General features: G+C 57.5%; 13 protein-coding genes. 1 reads left to right on the top strand and 12 read right to left on the bottom strand.

Annotated elements, in window-relative coordinates; all coding sequences use genetic code 11:
* Positions 1–211 precede the first annotated feature (211 nt).
* From ACUVSA_RS01900 to ACUVSA_RS01855, 10 genes are all read right to left on the bottom strand, one after another.
* Positions 212–2236 carry a ribonuclease catalytic domain-containing protein gene (locus ACUVSA_RS01900; protein ID WP_445893579.1) on the bottom strand — a complete coding sequence of 675 codons (2025 nt, stop codon included), beginning with the start codon at positions 2234–2236 and terminating at the stop codon, positions 212–214.
* On the bottom strand, positions 2233–4065 hold the full coding sequence (locus ACUVSA_RS01895) for an N-acetylmuramoyl-L-alanine amidase (RefSeq protein ID WP_445893578.1): 1833 nt from the start codon (positions 4063–4065) through the stop codon (positions 2233–2235). Before ACUVSA_RS01895 ends, ACUVSA_RS01900 begins: the two co-directional genes overlap by 4 nt.
* Before the next feature lie 128 nt (positions 4066–4193).
* Positions 4194–6842 carry a DNA mismatch repair protein MutS gene (gene mutS, locus ACUVSA_RS01890; protein WP_445893577.1) on the bottom strand — a complete coding sequence of 883 codons (2649 nt, stop codon included), beginning with the start codon at positions 6840–6842 and terminating at the stop codon, positions 4194–4196.
* A gap of 65 nt (positions 6843–6907) precedes the next feature.
* On the bottom strand, positions 6908–7288 hold the full coding sequence (locus ACUVSA_RS01885; protein WP_445890676.1) for a hypothetical protein: 381 nt from the start codon (positions 7286–7288) through the stop codon (positions 6908–6910).
* Positions 7275–7775 (bottom strand): HIT family protein, encoded by a 501-nt coding sequence (locus ACUVSA_RS01880; protein WP_445890677.1) that lies wholly within the window; start codon positions 7773–7775, stop codon positions 7275–7277. The genes ACUVSA_RS01885 and ACUVSA_RS01880 overlap by 14 nt, the downstream gene beginning before the upstream one ends.
* A gap of 10 nt (positions 7776–7785) precedes the next feature.
* Complete coding sequence (locus ACUVSA_RS01875; RefSeq protein ID WP_445890678.1) at positions 7786–8268, bottom strand: metallophosphoesterase family protein; 483 nt, start codon at positions 8266–8268, stop codon at positions 7786–7788.
* Positions 8269–8360: 92 nt separating this feature from the next.
* Positions 8361–9098 (bottom strand): UPF0280 family protein, encoded by a 738-nt coding sequence (locus ACUVSA_RS01870; protein ID WP_445893576.1) that lies wholly within the window; start codon positions 9096–9098, stop codon positions 8361–8363.
* A gap of 1 nt (position 9099) precedes the next feature.
* A complete protein-coding gene (guaA, locus tag ACUVSA_RS01865) occupies positions 9100–10656 on the bottom strand; it encodes a glutamine-hydrolyzing GMP synthase (RefSeq protein WP_445893575.1) in 1557 nt (518 codons plus the stop codon).
* Positions 10657–10671: 15 nt separating this feature from the next.
* The gene (gene guaB / locus ACUVSA_RS01860) at positions 10672–12150 is read right to left on the bottom strand and encodes an IMP dehydrogenase (RefSeq protein ID WP_445893574.1); all 1479 of its coding nucleotides are present in this window, start codon (positions 12148–12150) and stop codon (positions 10672–10674) included.
* Positions 12143–13231 (bottom strand): Ppx/GppA phosphatase family protein, encoded by a 1089-nt coding sequence (locus ACUVSA_RS01855; protein ID WP_445893573.1) that lies wholly within the window; start codon positions 13229–13231, stop codon positions 12143–12145. The genes guaB and ACUVSA_RS01855 overlap by 8 nt, the downstream gene beginning before the upstream one ends.
* A gap of 133 nt (positions 13232–13364) precedes the next feature.
* Here ACUVSA_RS01855 and ACUVSA_RS01850 point away from each other — a divergent pair, with 133 nt between their 5' ends.
* The gene (locus tag ACUVSA_RS01850; RefSeq protein ID WP_445893656.1) at positions 13365–13982 is read left to right on the top strand and encodes an L-threonylcarbamoyladenylate synthase; all 618 of its coding nucleotides are present in this window, start codon (positions 13365–13367) and stop codon (positions 13980–13982) included.
* Between the two features lies 1 nt (position 13983).
* Here the strand turns inward: ACUVSA_RS01850 and sppA are convergent, their stop codons facing one another.
* A complete protein-coding gene (gene sppA, locus ACUVSA_RS01845) occupies positions 13984–14868 on the bottom strand; it encodes a signal peptide peptidase SppA (RefSeq protein ID WP_445893572.1) in 885 nt (294 codons plus the stop codon).
* 105 nt (positions 14869–14973) lie between these two features.
* Positions 14974–16746: a 30S ribosomal protein S1 gene (locus ACUVSA_RS01840; RefSeq protein ID WP_445893571.1), complete on the bottom strand. Its 1773-nt coding sequence runs from the start codon at positions 16744–16746 to the stop codon at positions 14974–14976.
* Positions 16747–16812 lie beyond the last annotated feature (66 nt).

Genomic DNA, 16812 nt, shown 5'->3' with positions numbered 1-16812 from the left:
TCCCCAGTTTCCCGGCTCTTGAAGGACGGCCCTGTGGCCGTCTTTCCAAGGGACGCGTCACGGCCATCCGCTCAGCCATAGCGAAAATCTTTCCACCCCCACCCTCACCATGGTCGACGCACATGGTGCAGATGCCCAAAAAGCAGTGCGGGCTCAACCAAAAGGCTTCTAAGGCGGGAATCTTTCAAAGCCTTGCTAATGCGCAGATGCCTCATACGATCTGGACGCGCAGCACATCGTCTCGAGGATGTAGCCGCTCAATCTTCAAGCGCACCATTTCTCCGGCAGCGACGGGATGGTCCGTGGGCAGAGGCGCCTGCACTTCCAAGAGGAAATCGGGCAGGAGCAGGTGGGCGAACTTGGCGTTCTTGTCCAAAACAATGGCGTGCAGCGTTTGAATATCTTCCTGCTCCAGGTATCGAAGAATCCAGTAGCGCGTCCATTTGCGTTGCACAAGGGCGATTTTGCCCAGTTGCACGCGCACCCGGGTCACCAGCTTTTCCAGTTCGTCTTCCGCATACACTAGGCGCCCCTCGAGAAGAGCGGCTTTGATTTGTCGCTGCACCACAAGGTCGATGTAACGGCGTATGGGCGACGTGACGGTGGTGTAGGGGTTCATGCCGAGGCTGCAGTGGGGACCCGGTCGCGTTTCCAGTTCGGCCCGGGCAAAGAGGCGGCGCTGCCGATAGATGTGAAAAATGGGATAGTCGCTTTGCACCTGATCCGTTTCGGGACGGCATTCCGCCTGGCACCGATAAATGGCGGGAACATTTTTTTCCGCCAGGTACGCGGCGGCGCGGCCGTTAGCCGCGATCATCCATTCCGAGACGATCATCTGGCTCGGGCTTTCCTTTTCATAGCGAACCAACTGAACCATGCCGTGGTCGTTGACGCTGACGTGGATTTCCGGCAACGGCAAAAGCACGGCCCCTCTTTCCCGACGCTGTTCCCGAAGCCGCTCGCTCAAGTGCCACAGAACCTTGAACGCTTCCTCGGTTTCCACCAAGCCGTCCACCTGGTCATAAGTCAAACGCCGGGTCACGCGAACAACCCCTGGCCGAATCAGGCATCGATGAATCTGTCCCGTCTCGTCCACTTCCATGATGAAACTCAGCGTGGCTCGATCCTTGCCCAGGCACAAACTGCAGGCTTCTTCGGACAAGGCCGAAGGCAGCATGGGAATACGCCGATCCGGCAGATAAATGGATGTCGCCCGTGACGCGGCCTCCTCGTCCAGCACATCATGATAACCCACAAAATGGGCGGCATCGGCAATGTGGACGCCCACTTCCCACTGCCCTTGGCCCAAAGGGCGAAAACTCAAGGCATCGTCAAAGTCCCGCGTGGTCGCACTGTCAATGGTGAAAACCTCCAGGGATCGAAAATCGCTGCGTTCTTCACCCGTCCAGACCCCTTTCACAAGTTCCTTGGCCCGCTCGGCGGCCGCCAGGGCTTTATCCGAAAACTCCGAGCTCAATCCCTGCTGGTGCAGGTAGAGATTTTCGTTTTCGGACCACACGCCCAAACGCACCAGCAGCCGAAAGGCGCTAGCGGGTTGCACAGGGATTCCGGCACGGCCGAAAAGTTCTTTGACAAAGGCGGCGTTTTCCGATTCCTGTCCAAAGAGACCGAAGTCCTTTATCTTTTCCAGAACCGTGTGATCAAAGATTTCCTGTCGTGCCCCGGATTTTGCCTGCCAGACTCGGCGCACCCACTGAGCGCCTTCCTCCAAAAGACGCTCCCTTTCCGCTTCCCGAGCCATTTCTTCACGGCGGCGCTCCACCTGTGCCGCCGTTCGGGCCGTAAAAAGGCCGTCTTTGAACTGAAAGTACAATCGGTCCGCCAGCAAAACCCTTTGCACGGCGGCCACATGGTCATCGGTCACCTGGGAAGCAAACACCAGTTCGGCCAAGTCCTGAGGGCCATAGGCTTCGGATTCTCCCTCCAGCACCGACCACAGTTCCTCCACGTTCACCTGGGCAGCCAGGCTCTCCCGCAGGTGCCGAAGGCTTTTGAGCCCCCGCAACAGGTCGTCTCGATGCTGGGCCGGGTTCAATTTGTTCGGCGAAGCCGACACCACGCGCCGAAGCACCAGGCCCATTTCCCGGTTGGCTTCCGTGAGCACGTGCAGTTTTTGATCCTTGACGGCCAGACAGACGCCAAGAAGCAATTCCTTGGCTTCAAAAAATTCCACCACCGTCCCAGGGCTCACCCCACTCACCTCAGATGGATTCATGCATCTTCCCCTAAACGGCTGACGTGAGCAAGCCGGTCCCTGTAGGAACGAATCCCCTTGGAGATGGCTTTGGCCAAAGCACGCTGAAATTGGGGTTGCTTGAGCAGCCGCTCTTCCTGAGGGTTGGAAATGAAGCAGGCCTCGATCAAGACGCTGGGCATTTGCGCACCCAGGAGCACATAAAACGGAGCCTGTTTCACGCCCAGGTCGCGCAGATTCGGGTGAGCTTCCAAACCCCGCATCATGCCCTGGTGAATCTCACGAGCCAGGCGCGAGGATTCGTTGATCTTGGTGTGGCGCAACAGTTCGTTCAAAATAGCCTCCAAGTCACTGATAGGCTTGGCTGAGGTGGCATTTTCCAAGGCGGCCAAACGCGCGGACTCCTTGTCCTTGGAAAAATTCAGAAAATAGGTTTCGATGCCGCCCAGATTGGAATCTTCGTGAGCATTGGTGTGGATGGAAATGAAAAGATCGGCTTTCTTGGTGTTGGCAATGGCCGTGCGCTCTTCCAGGCTCAAGTATCGGTCGGTGTTCCGGGTGAGAAAGACTTCGTAGCCGCCTTCCTTTTCCAGAACCTTTTTCAATTCCTTGGCCACGGCCAGGGTGATGTCCTTTTCGTACACGCCGCCGGGTCCGATGGCGCCCTTGTCTTTCCCGCCATGGCCGGGATCGATCACGATGCGTCGAACCGTAAGGCCCAACTGTTCCACGATGCTGGGCATGCCTTTTTGGAGAACGGGCTTGGCCGTGGGAGCAGGGAGCGACGCGGTTGGCGTGGTTGGTTGTGCTGTCGCTTGGGACGTGGGCTTCTTCTTGCCTTGAACGTCGATGACGACGCGAGAGGGATCGGCCAGAGAAAAAACGCGATAGGATTCCACCGACTGAAGGTCCACAATAACCTGGGTTTTTTCGTCGGAAGACGCTTTGAGCCGGACATCTCGCAAAAACCCGTTCATGATGGGGATCACGGGTTTGATGGAGGGCCCCACACCACAGCGTTCCAGTTCAAGAACAATGCGCTGGGGTTGTTTTTTTTCTGGATCGGCCGGAAATTCGCTGCGGCTGTACCGCACGGGGCCGCTGAGATAAACCACCACGCGCGTGTAGTCGTCCCCGGACCAGTGCCGGATTTTTTCCACAGTCACCTTGGGTTCCTTCAAAGACATGGGCGCCGTCGAGCGGTCTGGCGCAGTCTTTGCCCCTTGGTCTGAGCTCGCACCCTTTCCTCCCGGCTTAGCCTTGCCGTCCTCGGCCGCCGTCAGCGAAGGTGCCGAAGGACCGATGGAAGCCGTTCCGCTCAATGCGCTAGCCAAGGCTTCGGCTTTCTGTCGAGCCTTTGGTGTCCAGTCGCCCTGAGGAAACAGGACACAGAGCCTGGAAAATTCCAGGTAAGCTTCTGCAGGTTCTTTGGCTTCCAAAAGAATGCCCGAAAGAAAAAGGGCGTCATCCGCCAAGGGACTTTGAGGAAACCGAAGGGCCAGCCGTTTGTAAAAGGCGAGAGCCTGCCGATAATCGTGTTCGGATTTGAGCACGTCGTGAAGGCGGTGATGGGACTGGGCGATCATGAAAAGACATCGATCGGTCAGCTGCTGTTTGGCATCTTGTCGGATAATTTCTTGAAATGTTTCAATGTTTTTTCGAAAAAGCGCCTGGCTTTGAGGGTCTTGCAACTGGTTGAGCAGCCTTTGGTACTGACGGCGCGCTTTGCTGTATTGGCTTTCCAGATCCGGCATTGCCGCACCATGGGCCATAGCGTCAAGCGCGCCCGTCGTTGCCACGAAAAGCAGCACAATACAAAAACCCTTGGCTCTAAAACCACGCCTTCTCATGGCGCCTCTCCACCCCGCGGCCGGGGGATGCGCCGCGGCGCATCCCCGGCATCCTCTTCACCTGGGAATCGGGAACCTTCGCCTTGCCCATCCGTCAAGCTCACGTGACTCAAAGGCCTTCCCCCACTTTATGTCTCTTTGTTTTTGAGCCCCTCTGCAGTTCGGCGCTTTTTGATTTGTTCTTGGAGTCCATAAAGGGTCTTGAGGGCCGCCAGGGGGGTCATGCGGTCCAGGTCCAAACCCATGATGGCGTCCCGAAGCCACGTTTCCCCCTGTGGAAACAAGCTCATCTGAAACCCCGCTCGGGATTTGCGTCGGGGCACAGGGCGAGGCACATCCTTCAGCCGCTCGGGAGGACGATGGCTTCCCGCCTCCAATTGGCTCAAAATTTCCTGAGCCCGCACGATAAGGTCCTTGGGAAGCCCGGCCAACCGCGCCACATGGATCCCGTAACTCTTGTTGGTCCCTCCGGAAAGCAGACGATGAAAGAAAACAATGTCGCTTTCAAATTCCTTGACCGCAACGTTGTAGTTCTTAACGCGAGGTAGTCTTTCCGCCAGTTCGGTCAGTTCATGATAATGCGTGGCAAACAGGGTCTTGACTCCGACCCCATGTAGGTCGTGCAGGTATTCGGCCACGGCCCAGGCCAGGCTCATGCCGTCAAAAGTGGACGTGCCACGGCCGATTTCATCCAAAATGATGAGGCTTCTTGGGGTTGCCTGGTGCAAAATGTTGGCGGTCTCCTGCATTTCCACCATGAAGGTGGAACGGCCTCGAGCTAGGTCGTCCGAAGCCCCGACTCGTGTAAAGATGCGATCCACAATGCCGATGCGGGCCTCAGCAGCCGGAATGAATGAGCCGGTTTGGGCCATAAGCACTAAAAGAGCGGTCTGGCGCAGAATGGTGGATTTTCCTGCCATGTTGGGTCCGGTGATGACGAGAATCTGGTGGTCCTGAGAATCCAGATGCACATCGTTGGGCACGAAGGCGCCGTCGGCCAAGAAACGTTCCACCACGGGATGTCGGCCCTCTCGAATATCAATCACGTCGCTGTCATCCACCATCGGTCGACAGTATCCCCAACGGGATGCTGTTTCCGCCAAGGAAGCCAGGGCGTCCAGATGCGCGATCTGCCGAGCCGTTTTAAGAATCCGTTCGGCATGTTGCGCCACCCAGGCCCGAAGGGCTTCATAGAGCTGTTCTTCCAGTTCGCGGCGCTTTTCGTCCGCATGCAGCACCTGGTCTTCAAAGTTCTTGAGCTCTTCGGTGATGAAGCGTTCCGCATTGACCAAGGTCTGGCGGCGCATGTAATCGTCGGGCACAAGGGCCAGATTGGCTTTGGAAATTTCGATAAAATAGCCGAACACTTTGTTGTAGCGCACCTTGAGGGAGCTGATGCCGGTGCGGGCCCTTTCCTTCACTTCATATTCCGCCATCCAGCCCTTGGCGTCCAGGGCCAGGCGCGTGTAATGGTCCAACGTCGCATCCACGCCGTGACGAATGACGCCTCCAGACCCCAAGGTATGAGGGGGATCATCCACGAGGGTTTCTGCAATGTGCTGCGCCACTTCTTCCAGGGAATCCCAGTCGAGAGCCAGCGCCGAAAAAAAGGCGCACGACAGTTGCCCCAGGTGTTCCCGCACCGCCGGTAACATCTCCAAGGATCGACGCAGCGCCGCCAGATCCCTCGGCCCTGCCGTTCCCACGCTCACTCGAGCGACGATGCGCTCCATGTCCGCCATTTTTTCGAAAATTTCCCGTAGCTGTGCCCGTATGCTCCCCTTGTCCATGAGTTCGGCCACGGCGTCCTGCCTTTGCACGATGGCCGACACATCCACCAGAGGATAGCGAATCCATTTCTGCAGCAGGCGAGCTCCCATGGGCGTCAGGGTTTCATCGAGCACGTGCAGCAGCGAGCCCTTGCGGTTCTGTGTGGAGGCCGCCTGCAGCACGTCCAGATTCCTGAGTGTGGCTTCGTCCAAGGCCATGTAATCGCCCGGCTGATACGGCGTGATCTTTCGAAGATGCGCACAGGCGTCCAGGCAATTGGTCCGAAGGTAGTCCAGGATGGCTCCCGCCGCGCGAACAATCAAGGGGTTGTTGTCCCCGATGCCGAAACTTTCCAGGGAATACACGCGAAAATGCTCCAGCAGTCGCTCCCGGCATCGAGCCAGATCAAAGGCCGATTCATCCATCACCGTGACCGCCACACCAGTTATTCCCTGAGAAATCCATGAAGTTTCCTGTTCGTCGGCCACCAGGATCTCTTTAGGGCTCACCCGCGAAAGTTCCCGCAGCAGCGCCTCGCGCCCTTCCACTTCCACCACCTGAAAATCCCCTGTGGAAACATCCACATAGGCCAAACCGCATCGGTCCCCTCTTCGAGCCACCGCCGCCAGATAATTGGGATCTTTGGCGGACAGGTTGTGGCTCTCCAGCACCAGCCCCGGCGTGATGACGCGGGTCACCTGCCGCTTGACCAATCCCCTGGCCTTTTTGGGATCCTCCACCTGGTCACAGACGGCTACCTTGTGCCCCGCCTGCACCAGCCGAGCGATGTAACTTTCGGCGGCATGATAAGGAACGCCGCACATGGGCACCGGGTTTTCCGCATTTTTGTCTCGGGACGTGAGGGCGATATCCAGGAGACGCGATGCCGTGACCGCATCGTCAAAGAACAGCTCGTAGAAGTCCCCCATGCGGTAGAGCAGCAAGGCTTCAGGGTGCTGCGCCTTGATTTCCAGATACTGTTGCATCATGGGGGTGATCTTGTTCATAACCCACTCAGTTGCCCGGACGCTGTCGGCCCTCCATCCTCTGCCCACTGCCTCCAGTCAGCTTCTTAGGCGGGCGCATCCGTGTTGGACGGGGGCTCGGACACAGGCCGCCTCTGAGCCTGCGGCTCGTCCGGGAGCCGTGCCGGCATGTCTTCCGCGGCCATGGCTCTTTCCGCCAACAGCCGTTCCTTTTCGGACCGTTCCGCCTGCAGGACCTTGCGTGTCTGATTGAAGGGTCGAAACATTAAGGCCAGGCCCACCAAAAGACCCACAAAGCCAGCCAAGAAGATCACGGTGGACACCTTGAGCGTCCAGCGCACGTCTTCTCGAATAAAAAGATAGAGACTAAAGTCCAAATCCCTTTGAAAGGTGGCCATGTTTTGTCGCACAAACAACACGATCACGGCCACAAGCAACAGGGTGGTCACGAGCCTAAAAAGTTTCATGGGCTTTCTCCTTGTCGAAATGCGGTCGCAACTTCTCGTAGGTTTGATGTAGGTGTTCGGGAATGCTGCGCACATCCGCAAAAACCGTCATGAAATTGGTGTCCCCTTCCCAGCGGGGCACCACATGAAAGTGCAAATGGCTCTCCACGCCGGCTCCGGCTGCCGCCCCCAAATTGAGCCCCACATTGAAGCCGTCCGGATGCATGAGGCGGCGCAGAATCTTGATGACCATTTGCATCTTCTTCATGAGGTCGCTCATTTCCTCTTCCGTCAGATCTTCCAGTCCGGCCACGTGACGCCACGGCGCCACAAGGAGATGACCGTTATTGTACGGATACTTGTTCATCATCACCATGGTCCATCGGCCTCGATAAAGAATCAGGCGTTCCGCATCACTCAGTCCACCGCCCTCCGGGCAGAAAATGCAATACGGTTCCCTTTTTCCCAAAATGTATTCCATACGCCACGGCGCCCACAGATTCCGCATGATGCCGCTCCTACAGCTCGATGATCTCCGCGTGCAACAATGTGCCGGCCCTCAACCAGGCCAACGTCCGCCCTTGAGGACCTCGTCCCGAAAAAACCGAACCCGGATTCACCAGTAACCGCCCGTCCACTCTTTCTACAAGCGGCCGATGAGTGTGCCCGAAAAGAATCACGTCGACCCCGTCAAATGCCTGCAGCAGCTGCGCCTGAATATCGCCGCCGTATCCCCACCCATGGGTCAGCCCAATGCAGTGGGAACCCACGCGAAAAATCTTCTTTGTGGGCAGCCTCATACGCACCGCCAGATCATCCATATTGCCGCAGACCGCCTCCAAACGGTACTGCTCGAAATAATCCAATACACACCCCGCGGTCCAATCTCCGAGATGCACCACCAGGTCCGCCGCGTCGCAATAGCGCGCACACAAGGCTTGCAGCTCTTGCGTCACGCGGGTGAGATGCGTGTCGGAAAGGACCACAATGTTCATCGTCATAGACCGCTCGGTTTTCAAAAAATGCTTTTAATTTCAATGGTTATTCGAGGATATACCAGCCGCACTGAGGAAATACAAGGCCTTTTTGGCTTTCACGGCGCCGTCAAAACGATATGACCCCAGACGGCCAAGCGATCCTGCACCACCGCCAGGGCGCCCAGAACGCCGGGAACGGATTGAATCCAGGCCAGAGCCCTTTCAAGGTCGTCTGGGTGTTGGATGCGGTTTCCCAAGGCGGTGGCACAGGCATCAGCCAAAGCGGCGTCTTTGGCCAGGACCGTGGCGGCCTCCGCACGGCCGAAACTCAGGGAATGGCCCAAGGTGCCCGACGAGGTGCAGACAGCCATGGGCAGGTCTTCTGCGGCCAGTTTCAAGGCCAATCGATTTCGGAAGGGGGAGTTCTCTCCCGGATACACGGCCACCACCAGGTCTTCCTTGGCCACCGCGTAACAGTCTCCCCCGTTTTCGACGATCACGGACGCGGTCCACGGCAGTAATCCTTCAGCCACGGCCTGCGCGATGGCGCCGGCCACCGCCGCCATGGGGCCCACTTGAGCCTGAAGGCCGGCCTGGTACATCCGTTGCACGATTTCAGGGGCCATACGGTCCTCAGGCAATGGCACCAGGGACGTCAAGAAGGCGGGAACCGTTCGGCCGTACTGAAGGATCTGGCGTCGATACGTCAGGACCAGATCATGGGTTTGGCGGGAAAGGTCGGTGTCGGCCCGCACCCACAGGTCCGTTTGTTCCACCTGGACGCGAAAGACATGACCAGGACCCGACTTGTGGTAATTCCGATAGAACCGGTGAACCCGCCCGAAGCCGCTCATTTCATTCCCATTCAATGGTGCTAGGTGGTTTGGAAGAAATGTCGTAGACCACGCGGTTGACTCCGGATACTTCATTGATGATGCGATTGGAAAGGCGGGCCAGAAGCTGATAGGGCATGCGGGCCCAATCGGCGGTCATGGCGTCCACGCTTTCCACGGCGCGAACGGCCACCACCTGTTCGTAGGTGCGCTCATCGCCCATAACCCCTACGGACCGCACGGGCAATAGGACAGCAAAGGCCTGCCAGACGCGATCATACCAATTGGCCGCTTCCAGTTCTTCCAACACGATAGCGTCGGCCTGACGCAGAATGCGCAGATTTTCCGCGGTCACTTCCCCGATGATGCGAATGGCCAAACCCGGTCCCGGAAATGGGTGTCGCATGATGATGCGTTCCGGCAATCCCAGTTCCCGTCCCAGCTGACGCACTTCGTCTTTAAAAAGTTCCCGCAGCGGCTCGATGAGTTCCAGTTTCATGCGTTCGGGAAGCCCCCCAACGTTGTGATGTGTCTTAATGGTCGCCGAGGGTCCCTTAAAAGACACACTTTCAATGACGTCGGGGTAGAGGGTTCCCTGAGCCAAATAGCGGGTGCCTTGCAGTTTGGAGGCTTCCCGTTCGAAGACTTCAATAAAAAGGTTGCCGATGATTTTGCGTTTCTGTTCAGGGTCCGTCACGCCGCGTAGGCGGTCCAGAAAGAGGTCCGTGGCATCGATGGAAACCAGTGGAATTTCAAAATGATCCCGAAACACGCGTTCCACGGTTTCGGCCTCGCCTTTGCGTAAAAGGCCGTTGTTGACGAAAATGCATTGCAGTTGGTCACCGATGGCCTTATGCAACAGCACCGCCACCACCGAAGAGTCCACGCCGCCACTCAAGGCGCACAGCACTCGGTCGAATCCCACTTTTTCCCGAATCGCCATGACGGCCGATTCCACAAAACTCTTCATGGTCCAGGTAGGTTTGCAGCCACAGATGTGAAATAGGAAATTGTCCAGCAGAGTGCGGCCGCATGGCGTATGAGCCACCTCCGGGTGAAACTGCACGCCGTAGAGTTTTCGGGCCGGATCGGCCATGGCCGCCACCGGCGAATTAGCGCTCTGAGCCAGGATGCGAAAGCCCGCGGGCATGTGCACGATGCGGTCCCCATGACTCATCCAGACGCGCACATCCTTGGCCTCGATGTCTTGAAAAATCACCCCAGGATCCACCACATCCAGCAAAGCCGGGCCGTATTCCCGGTTTTCGGCCCGTTCGACCTCACCGCCCAGCAGGTGGGCCATGAGCTGCATGCCATAGCAGATGCCCAGCACGGGAATACCCAATTGCATAAGAGCCCGGGGCGCTTGGGGTGCGTTGGGATCATGGACACTAGAAGGGCCCCCGGACAGGATGATGCCCTTTGGAGCGAAGGCGCGCACCGCTTCCAGATCCATGGTACAGGGATGAATTTCGCAATACACATGACTTTCCCGCACTCTGCGGGCAATGAGTTGCGTGTATTGGGATCCGAAATCCAGAATGAGCACCCGGTCCGGATGCAAAGAATGCCAGTCCATAAGGACTCCGTTTCTTTATTTTAAATCCACCTGGTAGTTGGGTGCTTCCTTGGTGATGATCACATCGTGCACATGACTTTCTTTCAAGCCCGCACTGGTGATGCGCACCATCTGCGCCTTGGTGCGCAGCTCCTTCAGGGTACGGCATCCGGCATAGCCCATGCCGGCACGCAGTCCTCCCACCAACTGATGAATCGTGGAGGCCAAAGGACCTCGATAGGGCACCATGCCTTCAATGCCTTCCGGCACCAGTTTGGTGGCTTCCTGCACCTGATCCTGAAAATACCGATCCCGGCTGCCTTCCTTCATGGCGCCCAAGGAGCCCATACCTCGATACACCTTGTAGCTGCGGCCCTGATAAAGCACGGTTTCGCCAGGGCTTTCGTCGGTTCCGGCAAAAAGGCTGCCGATCATGACCGAGTCGGCTCCAGCGGCCAAAGCCTTAACAATGTCGCCACTGTATTTGATGCCGCCGTCGGCGATGACGGGAATACCGCGCGGACGGGCCACGCGAGCACAATCCATGATGGCGGTGATCTGAGGCACACCGACGCCGGCGATGACGCGCGTGGTGCAGATGGACCCCGGCCCCACGCCCACCTTGACCGCATCGGCACCCGCTTCAATGAGGCTTTCGGCCCCGCTGGCCGTGGCCACATTGCCGGCCACCACAGGCACCTGAGGGTGTTCCGTCTTGATCCATTGGACGGTCCGCAGAACGTTCTTGGAGTGGCCATGGGCACTGTCCACCACTATCACGTCCACCCCCGCCTTGACCAAGGCTTGAACGCGCTCCGGAGTGTCCGAACCAGCCCCCACAGCGGCGCCCACACGCAGCCGCCCCAAATGATCCTTACAGGCATTGGGGTATTTCTTGACTTTCATGATGTCCTTGATGGTGATCAGGCCGCGAAGTCGTCCGGTGTCATCCACCACGAGCAGCTTTTCAATGCGCCTTTCCTGCAAAAGCTTCTTGGAGTCTTCCAAGGAAATGCCCATGGGCGCCGTCACCAGATTGTCCTTGGTCATGAGTTCGGAAACCGGCCGGGTCGGATCCGTTTCAAAGCGCAGGTCTCGGTTCGTGATAATCCCCACCAACTGGTCGCCTTTGACCACGGGCACGCCGGAAATGCGGTACTGGGCCATGAGCTCCATGACATCGCCGATAGGCTGATCAGGATGGACCGTGATGGGATCGACGATCATACCGCTTTCCGACTTTTTGACCTTGTCCACTTCCCGCGCCTGCCGTTCGATGCTCATGTTCCGATGAATGATGCCGATTCCACCTTCTCGGGCCATGCTGATGGCCGTCTCCGCCTCCGTGACCGTATCCATGGCGGCACTGAGCAGAGGAAGGTGCATGGCAATGCCCGCCGTCAAGACGGTACTCACGTCCGTTTCCGTGGGCAACACTTCCGAATAGGCGGGAACGATGAGGACATCGTCAAAGGTCAGAGCTTCGGGAATCTGACGTATGAGCTTTTCATCCATAATCTTTCTCCCTGTTCTGAGCATTCACCGACCGCGTGATCGCCGTTTTGCATCCTGACGCACTTTGGGCGCTCCATTGCCACGGGACATCGTACGGGGCCGTACAGCTTTGCATGCCGTCCCAAAGAAGCCCTTCCAGCAGACCGGCATCGGAAACCAGCAGGCTGGAGACGCCGAAACTGTTTAAGATCTCTTCCACAATGACGGTTCCGCCCACAATAATATCCTCACGGCCAGACTCCAGCCCCACAATGCCGCCCCGCTCCTCGAGCCCCATGCCAGCCAGGGACCGAAGCGTTTCGGCAATCCATGCTTTGGTTAGGCTTCGGTTGTTGATGCAGTAGGGAATGTACCGCTCCATGCGGCTTTCCATGGCCGCCAAAGTGGTGACGGTGCCGGCCGTTCCGGCCACCGTAACCCCCTTGGCTGACCCGGCATATCGACGGAGTTCCTCACAAATGTTTTCGACCGCGGGCTTCAGGACGCCACGCGCGTGCCGAGCCGCTCGGGACAATTGCTCAAAGGAGGTGGGAGCCTCCTGAAGATAGGCCTCGGTTAGGGTCGCAGCCCCCACAAACACACTGCCGATCCACAAGGGCGAGGGGTTGCGCCGATCCACGAGGGCCAATTCCGTGGAGCTGCCTCCAAGGTCGAAACACACAACAAAGTCCTCCGGAGGTTCCAGGACACTGAGCATGCCTCGAAGCGACAAGGCCGCCTCTTGGGCTTCCGAGAGAATGGAGGCTTTCCAGGAGGCCATATCTTGGACGCGGCGCAGGAAGTCCGGGCCGTTGGCGGCCCGGCGCACCACACCTGTGGCGCCGCAGCGCACCACCCGCGGCTCGAAGTCGCGCAAGCGAGAAGCTATGCCCGACAGAACGGCCTCCGTGCGCTCCATGGCTTCTTGGGTCAGCATGCCCTTTTCCCCAAAGCCCTGAGCCAGCCGCGTTACGTGCCGCTCATGGTGTACAGGGCAGACGCGGCCGTCGTCGCGCCACTCCGCCACCACCATGCGAACAGTATGGGATCCGATGTCCACGGCGCCGTATAGACCCCACGGCGCTTCATGACCACTTTCCACGCAAAAGGCTGGGGACATCGTTGTCTTTTTGCTTCCTTTGTGTTTACTTGATTTTCAGGGGGATCGGCCGAGTGGGCCGACATCCGCCAAAAGGCTTCCAACGCACTTCACCACAAGAAGGAGAGGAATGCCGATGATCTTGGAAATCAACCCCCGCAATCCGGAACCGCGCAAGATTCGACAAGTGGCTGAAATCCTTTCCAAGGGAGGTGTCATCGCCTACCCCACGGACACCTACTACGGCATCGGATGCGACCTATTCAACAAGCCGTCCATCGAAAAAATCTACAAACTCAAACGACAATCTCCGCAGCAGCCTTTCAGCTTCATCTGCAGCGACCTCAAAAGCATCAGCGAATACGCTCAGGTGACCAACTATGCCTACAAAACCATGAAACGGCTTCTTCCCGGCCCCTACACTTTCATTTTGGAAGGTTCCCGGCTTGTCCCTCGCATCATGCTCACCAAACGCAAAGCCGTGGGGATTCGCGTGCCGGATCATCCCATTTGCACCGCCATCGTCAAGGAATTGGGGCACCCTGTCATCAGCACCACCGCCACGGATCCGGAAAACGGCCGCATTCTGGAAACACCCCAAGAAATTCGAGATGTTTTGGGCCATTCTCTGGATCTCATCGTGGACGGGGGCCCCGTTTCCGGACGCCCTTCCAGCGTGATTTCCCTTATCGAAGACGTTCCCGAAGTCCTACGAGAAGGGAGCGGCAACGTGGAAATCTTTCAAACGTCGTAGGCTATTGCCCCAAGAGCAGTTCATAGCGCACCGGGCACAAGGCCGGGTCCAGCACCTGATCCAGGGCCTTGAGCCCGGCGGCTCCCAGAAGCAGGCGCAGGAGACTGCGGCGCTCCTTGTCCGCATACACAATACGGGGCTCCCCGACGACGCCTCCCAAATCCTTAGCCTTGATCACAGCATCTTGAAAGTTCCCCAAAGCATCCACCAGCTTGAGTTCCAAAGCCTTTTCGCCGCTGAGCACTCGTCCGTCGGCAACGGCTCGCACCTGCTCAAGGGGCAGCCGTCGTCCTTCGGCCACATCTTTGATGAACTGCCCATGCATCCCATCAAGGGTTTCCTGCAACAGGGCGATTTCCGCGTCGGTCATGGCCCGTCCTGGATTCCCCACGTCCTTGAACTGGCCGCTTTTGATGGTCACGGTGCGGTAGCCCACCTTGTCAAAAAGACCCTCCAAATTGGGCAAATGAGCCACGACGCCGAGGCTTCCGGTGAGTGTGCCTGGATTGGCGATGATGTAGGTGGCCGCCGCGGAAGCGTAATAACCGCCCGAAGCGGCAATGCCCCCTAAAGAGGCCACCACAGGCTTTTCCATGGCCGTGCGCCGAACCTCTCGATACACTTCCTGGCTCGCGCCCACGCCGCCACCAGGGGATTCCACCCGCAGCACCACAGCCTTGACGGAGGTATCCCGACGAAACTTGGCCAAAGAATCCAGCACCGGTCGAGCATCCCTCAAAAGCCCTTCGATTTCCACCACGCCGATGCGGTTGGGTTCCTTGGTCCATTCCCATTGCGGCGCCAGAAACCACAAATAGAGGCCGAAAAACGGTACAAGCACCACAAGGCCAATGACGAGAAAAACTTTGAGGATTTTCTTGAACATGCGCTGCTCCCTTAAAAGCAAACACCCGGCATGCCACTAAGCCGGGTGTTTGACGCCCCTAAGGTGAGAGAACACGACCCTCAGGCCCCGGGAAAGTCCCGAGTTTTATTCGTCCTGCGTATTTTCCGCGTTTTGACGCGCCGCTTCCAACACTTCCCTCAGGTTTGTGGTGGCGGCTTTGGAACTGTTGAGGTATTCCTTGTAGTCGGTGCGTTCTTCGTGTTCTTCGGCCTTCTTGATGGACAGGCCGATCTTTCGCTCTTTGGGCGAAATGTTGATCACCTTGGCGGTCACTTGATCCCCGACCTTGTATTCGTCCGGCGCGCCTTTGGCCTTTTCCTTGCCGATTTCCGACACGTGCACCAGCCCTTCAATGCCTTCTTCCAGTTCCACAAAGAGGCCGAAGTCCGTCACGTTGGTCACCGGTCCCGTGATCACGCTGCCCACGGGATAACGCTGGGCCACACTCTCCCACGGATCCGGCTCCAATTGCTTGATCCCCAGAGAAAACCTTTCATTTTCCTTGTCGATGTTTAAAACAATTGCCTGAACTTCTTGCCCTTTCTTGTAGATTTCCGAAGGGTGCCGAATGCGCTTGATCCAGGAAATGTCCGAGATGTGCACCAGGCCGTCAATGCCTTCGTCAATGCCGATGAAGATGCCGAAGTCGGTAATGTTCTTGATCTTGCCGGAGATGACGGTGCCGACAGGGTATTTCTCGGAAATGACGCTCCATGGATTGGGTTCCAGCTGCTTCATGCCCAAAGAGATGCGCTTGCGGCCCGGGTCGATGCTCAAAATCACAGCCTCCACCTTGTCCCCCACACTCAAGATTTTGGACGGATGCCGAATCTTGCGCGTCCAAGACATTTCGGACACGTGAATGAGGCCTTCGATCCCTTCTTCAATTTCCACAAAGGCGCCGTAGTCGGTGAGACTCACCACCTTGCCCTGAATCTTAGTGCCCACGGGATACTTTTCGGCAGCATGGGTCCAGGGATCGGGTTGCAGCTGCTTGAGACCCAAAGAAACGCGCTCGTTTTCGCGGTCGAAATGGAGCACCTTGACCTTGATGGTGTCCCCGATCTGGCACAGCTCCGAAGGATGCCCCACTCGGCCCCAGCTCATGTCGGTGATGTGCAGCAGCCCGTCAATGCCCCCAAGGTCCACAAAGACACCGTAATCCGTAATGTTTTTGACCACACCTTCCATGACCTTGCCTTCTTCCAGAAGCGACAAGGTCTGGCCCTTTTGGCGTTCACGTTCCTTTTCCAAAAGCACGCGTCGCGACAGCACCACGTTGCGGCGCTTCTTGTTGTATTTGAGAATTTTGAAGTCAAAGGTCTTGCCGATAAGGGCGTCCAGGTTGCGCACGGGTCGCAGATCCACCTGAGAACCCGGCACAAAAGCCTGAATGCCGATGTCCACAGCCAGGCCTCCCTTGACTCGGGATACCACCTTGCCCTGAATGACCCCGTCTTCGGTGTAGACCCGACTGATATCGTCCCAAACTTTTATCTTTTCCGCCTTTTCCTTGGAAAGGAAGACGGTTCCTTCGTCGTCGTCGTGGTACTCCAAAAGCACGTCCACCTCGTCGCCGATGGCCACTTCCAGATTTCCCTTTTCGTCCTTAAATTCGGCGATAGGAATCTCTCCTTCGGACTTGTAGCCAATATCCACCATGACATAATCGTCCGAAATCTGGACCACCCTTCCTCGAACCACTTCGCCTTCCTGAATGTTGCTGAAACTCTGGGCATAGAATTTCTCAAAGCTGTCGCCGTCCACATCGTCTGTGTCGACTTCTCGTTCCGCAACGGCTTCCTGTGGTTGTTGCTGTTGTACTTCTAAATTTTCCGCGGTGTCTTTCGTGACCATTGAACTCGCTACCCCCTTGACCGAATTTCGGCACATGCCGTCTTTACTGGGTGCGCACCATAGCAG

Source organism: Desulfosoma sp., from assembly GCF_052743555.1.
Note: the sequence above shows the minus strand (reverse complement) of the source record. Positions and strands in the feature narration are given on the sequence as shown.

What these genes read in the sequence shown, in the direction of transcription:
- ACUVSA_RS01840 (WP_445893571.1), bottom strand. Translation starts at nt 16,746, where the DNA reads ATGGTCACGAAAGACACCGCGGAAAATTTAGAAGTACAACAGCAACAA.
- ACUVSA_RS01895 (WP_445893578.1), bottom strand. Translation starts at nt 4,065, where the DNA reads ATGAGAAGGCGTGGTTTTAGAGCCAAGGGTTTTTGTATTGTGCTGCTT.
- ACUVSA_RS01885 (WP_445890676.1), bottom strand. Translation starts at nt 7,288, where the DNA reads ATGAAACTTTTTAGGCTCGTGACCACCCTGTTGCTTGTGGCCGTGATC.
- guaB (WP_445893574.1), bottom strand. Translation starts at nt 12,150, where the DNA reads ATGGATGAAAAGCTCATACGTCAGATTCCCGAAGCTCTGACCTTTGAC.
- ACUVSA_RS01900 (WP_445893579.1), bottom strand. Translation starts at nt 2,236, where the DNA reads ATGAATCCATCTGAGGTGAGTGGGGTGAGCCCTGGGACGGTGGTGGAA.
- ACUVSA_RS01870 (WP_445893576.1), bottom strand. Translation starts at nt 9,098, where the DNA reads ATGAGCGGCTTCGGGCGGGTTCACCGGTTCTATCGGAATTACCACAAG.
- sppA (WP_445893572.1), bottom strand. Translation starts at nt 14,868, where the DNA reads ATGTTCAAGAAAATCCTCAAAGTTTTTCTCGTCATTGGCCTTGTGGTG.
- mutS (WP_445893577.1), bottom strand. Translation starts at nt 6,842, where the DNA reads ATGAACAAGATCACCCCCATGATGCAACAGTATCTGGAAATCAAGGCG.
- ACUVSA_RS01875 (WP_445890678.1), bottom strand. Translation starts at nt 8,268, where the DNA reads ATGACGATGAACATTGTGGTCCTTTCCGACACGCATCTCACCCGCGTG.
- guaA (WP_445893575.1), bottom strand. Translation starts at nt 10,656, where the DNA reads ATGGACTGGCATTCTTTGCATCCGGACCGGGTGCTCATTCTGGATTTC.
- ACUVSA_RS01880 (WP_445890677.1), bottom strand. Translation starts at nt 7,775, where the DNA reads ATGCGGAATCTGTGGGCGCCGTGGCGTATGGAATACATTTTGGGAAAA.
- ACUVSA_RS01850 (WP_445893656.1), top strand. Translation starts at nt 13,365, where the DNA reads ATGATCTTGGAAATCAACCCCCGCAATCCGGAACCGCGCAAGATTCGA.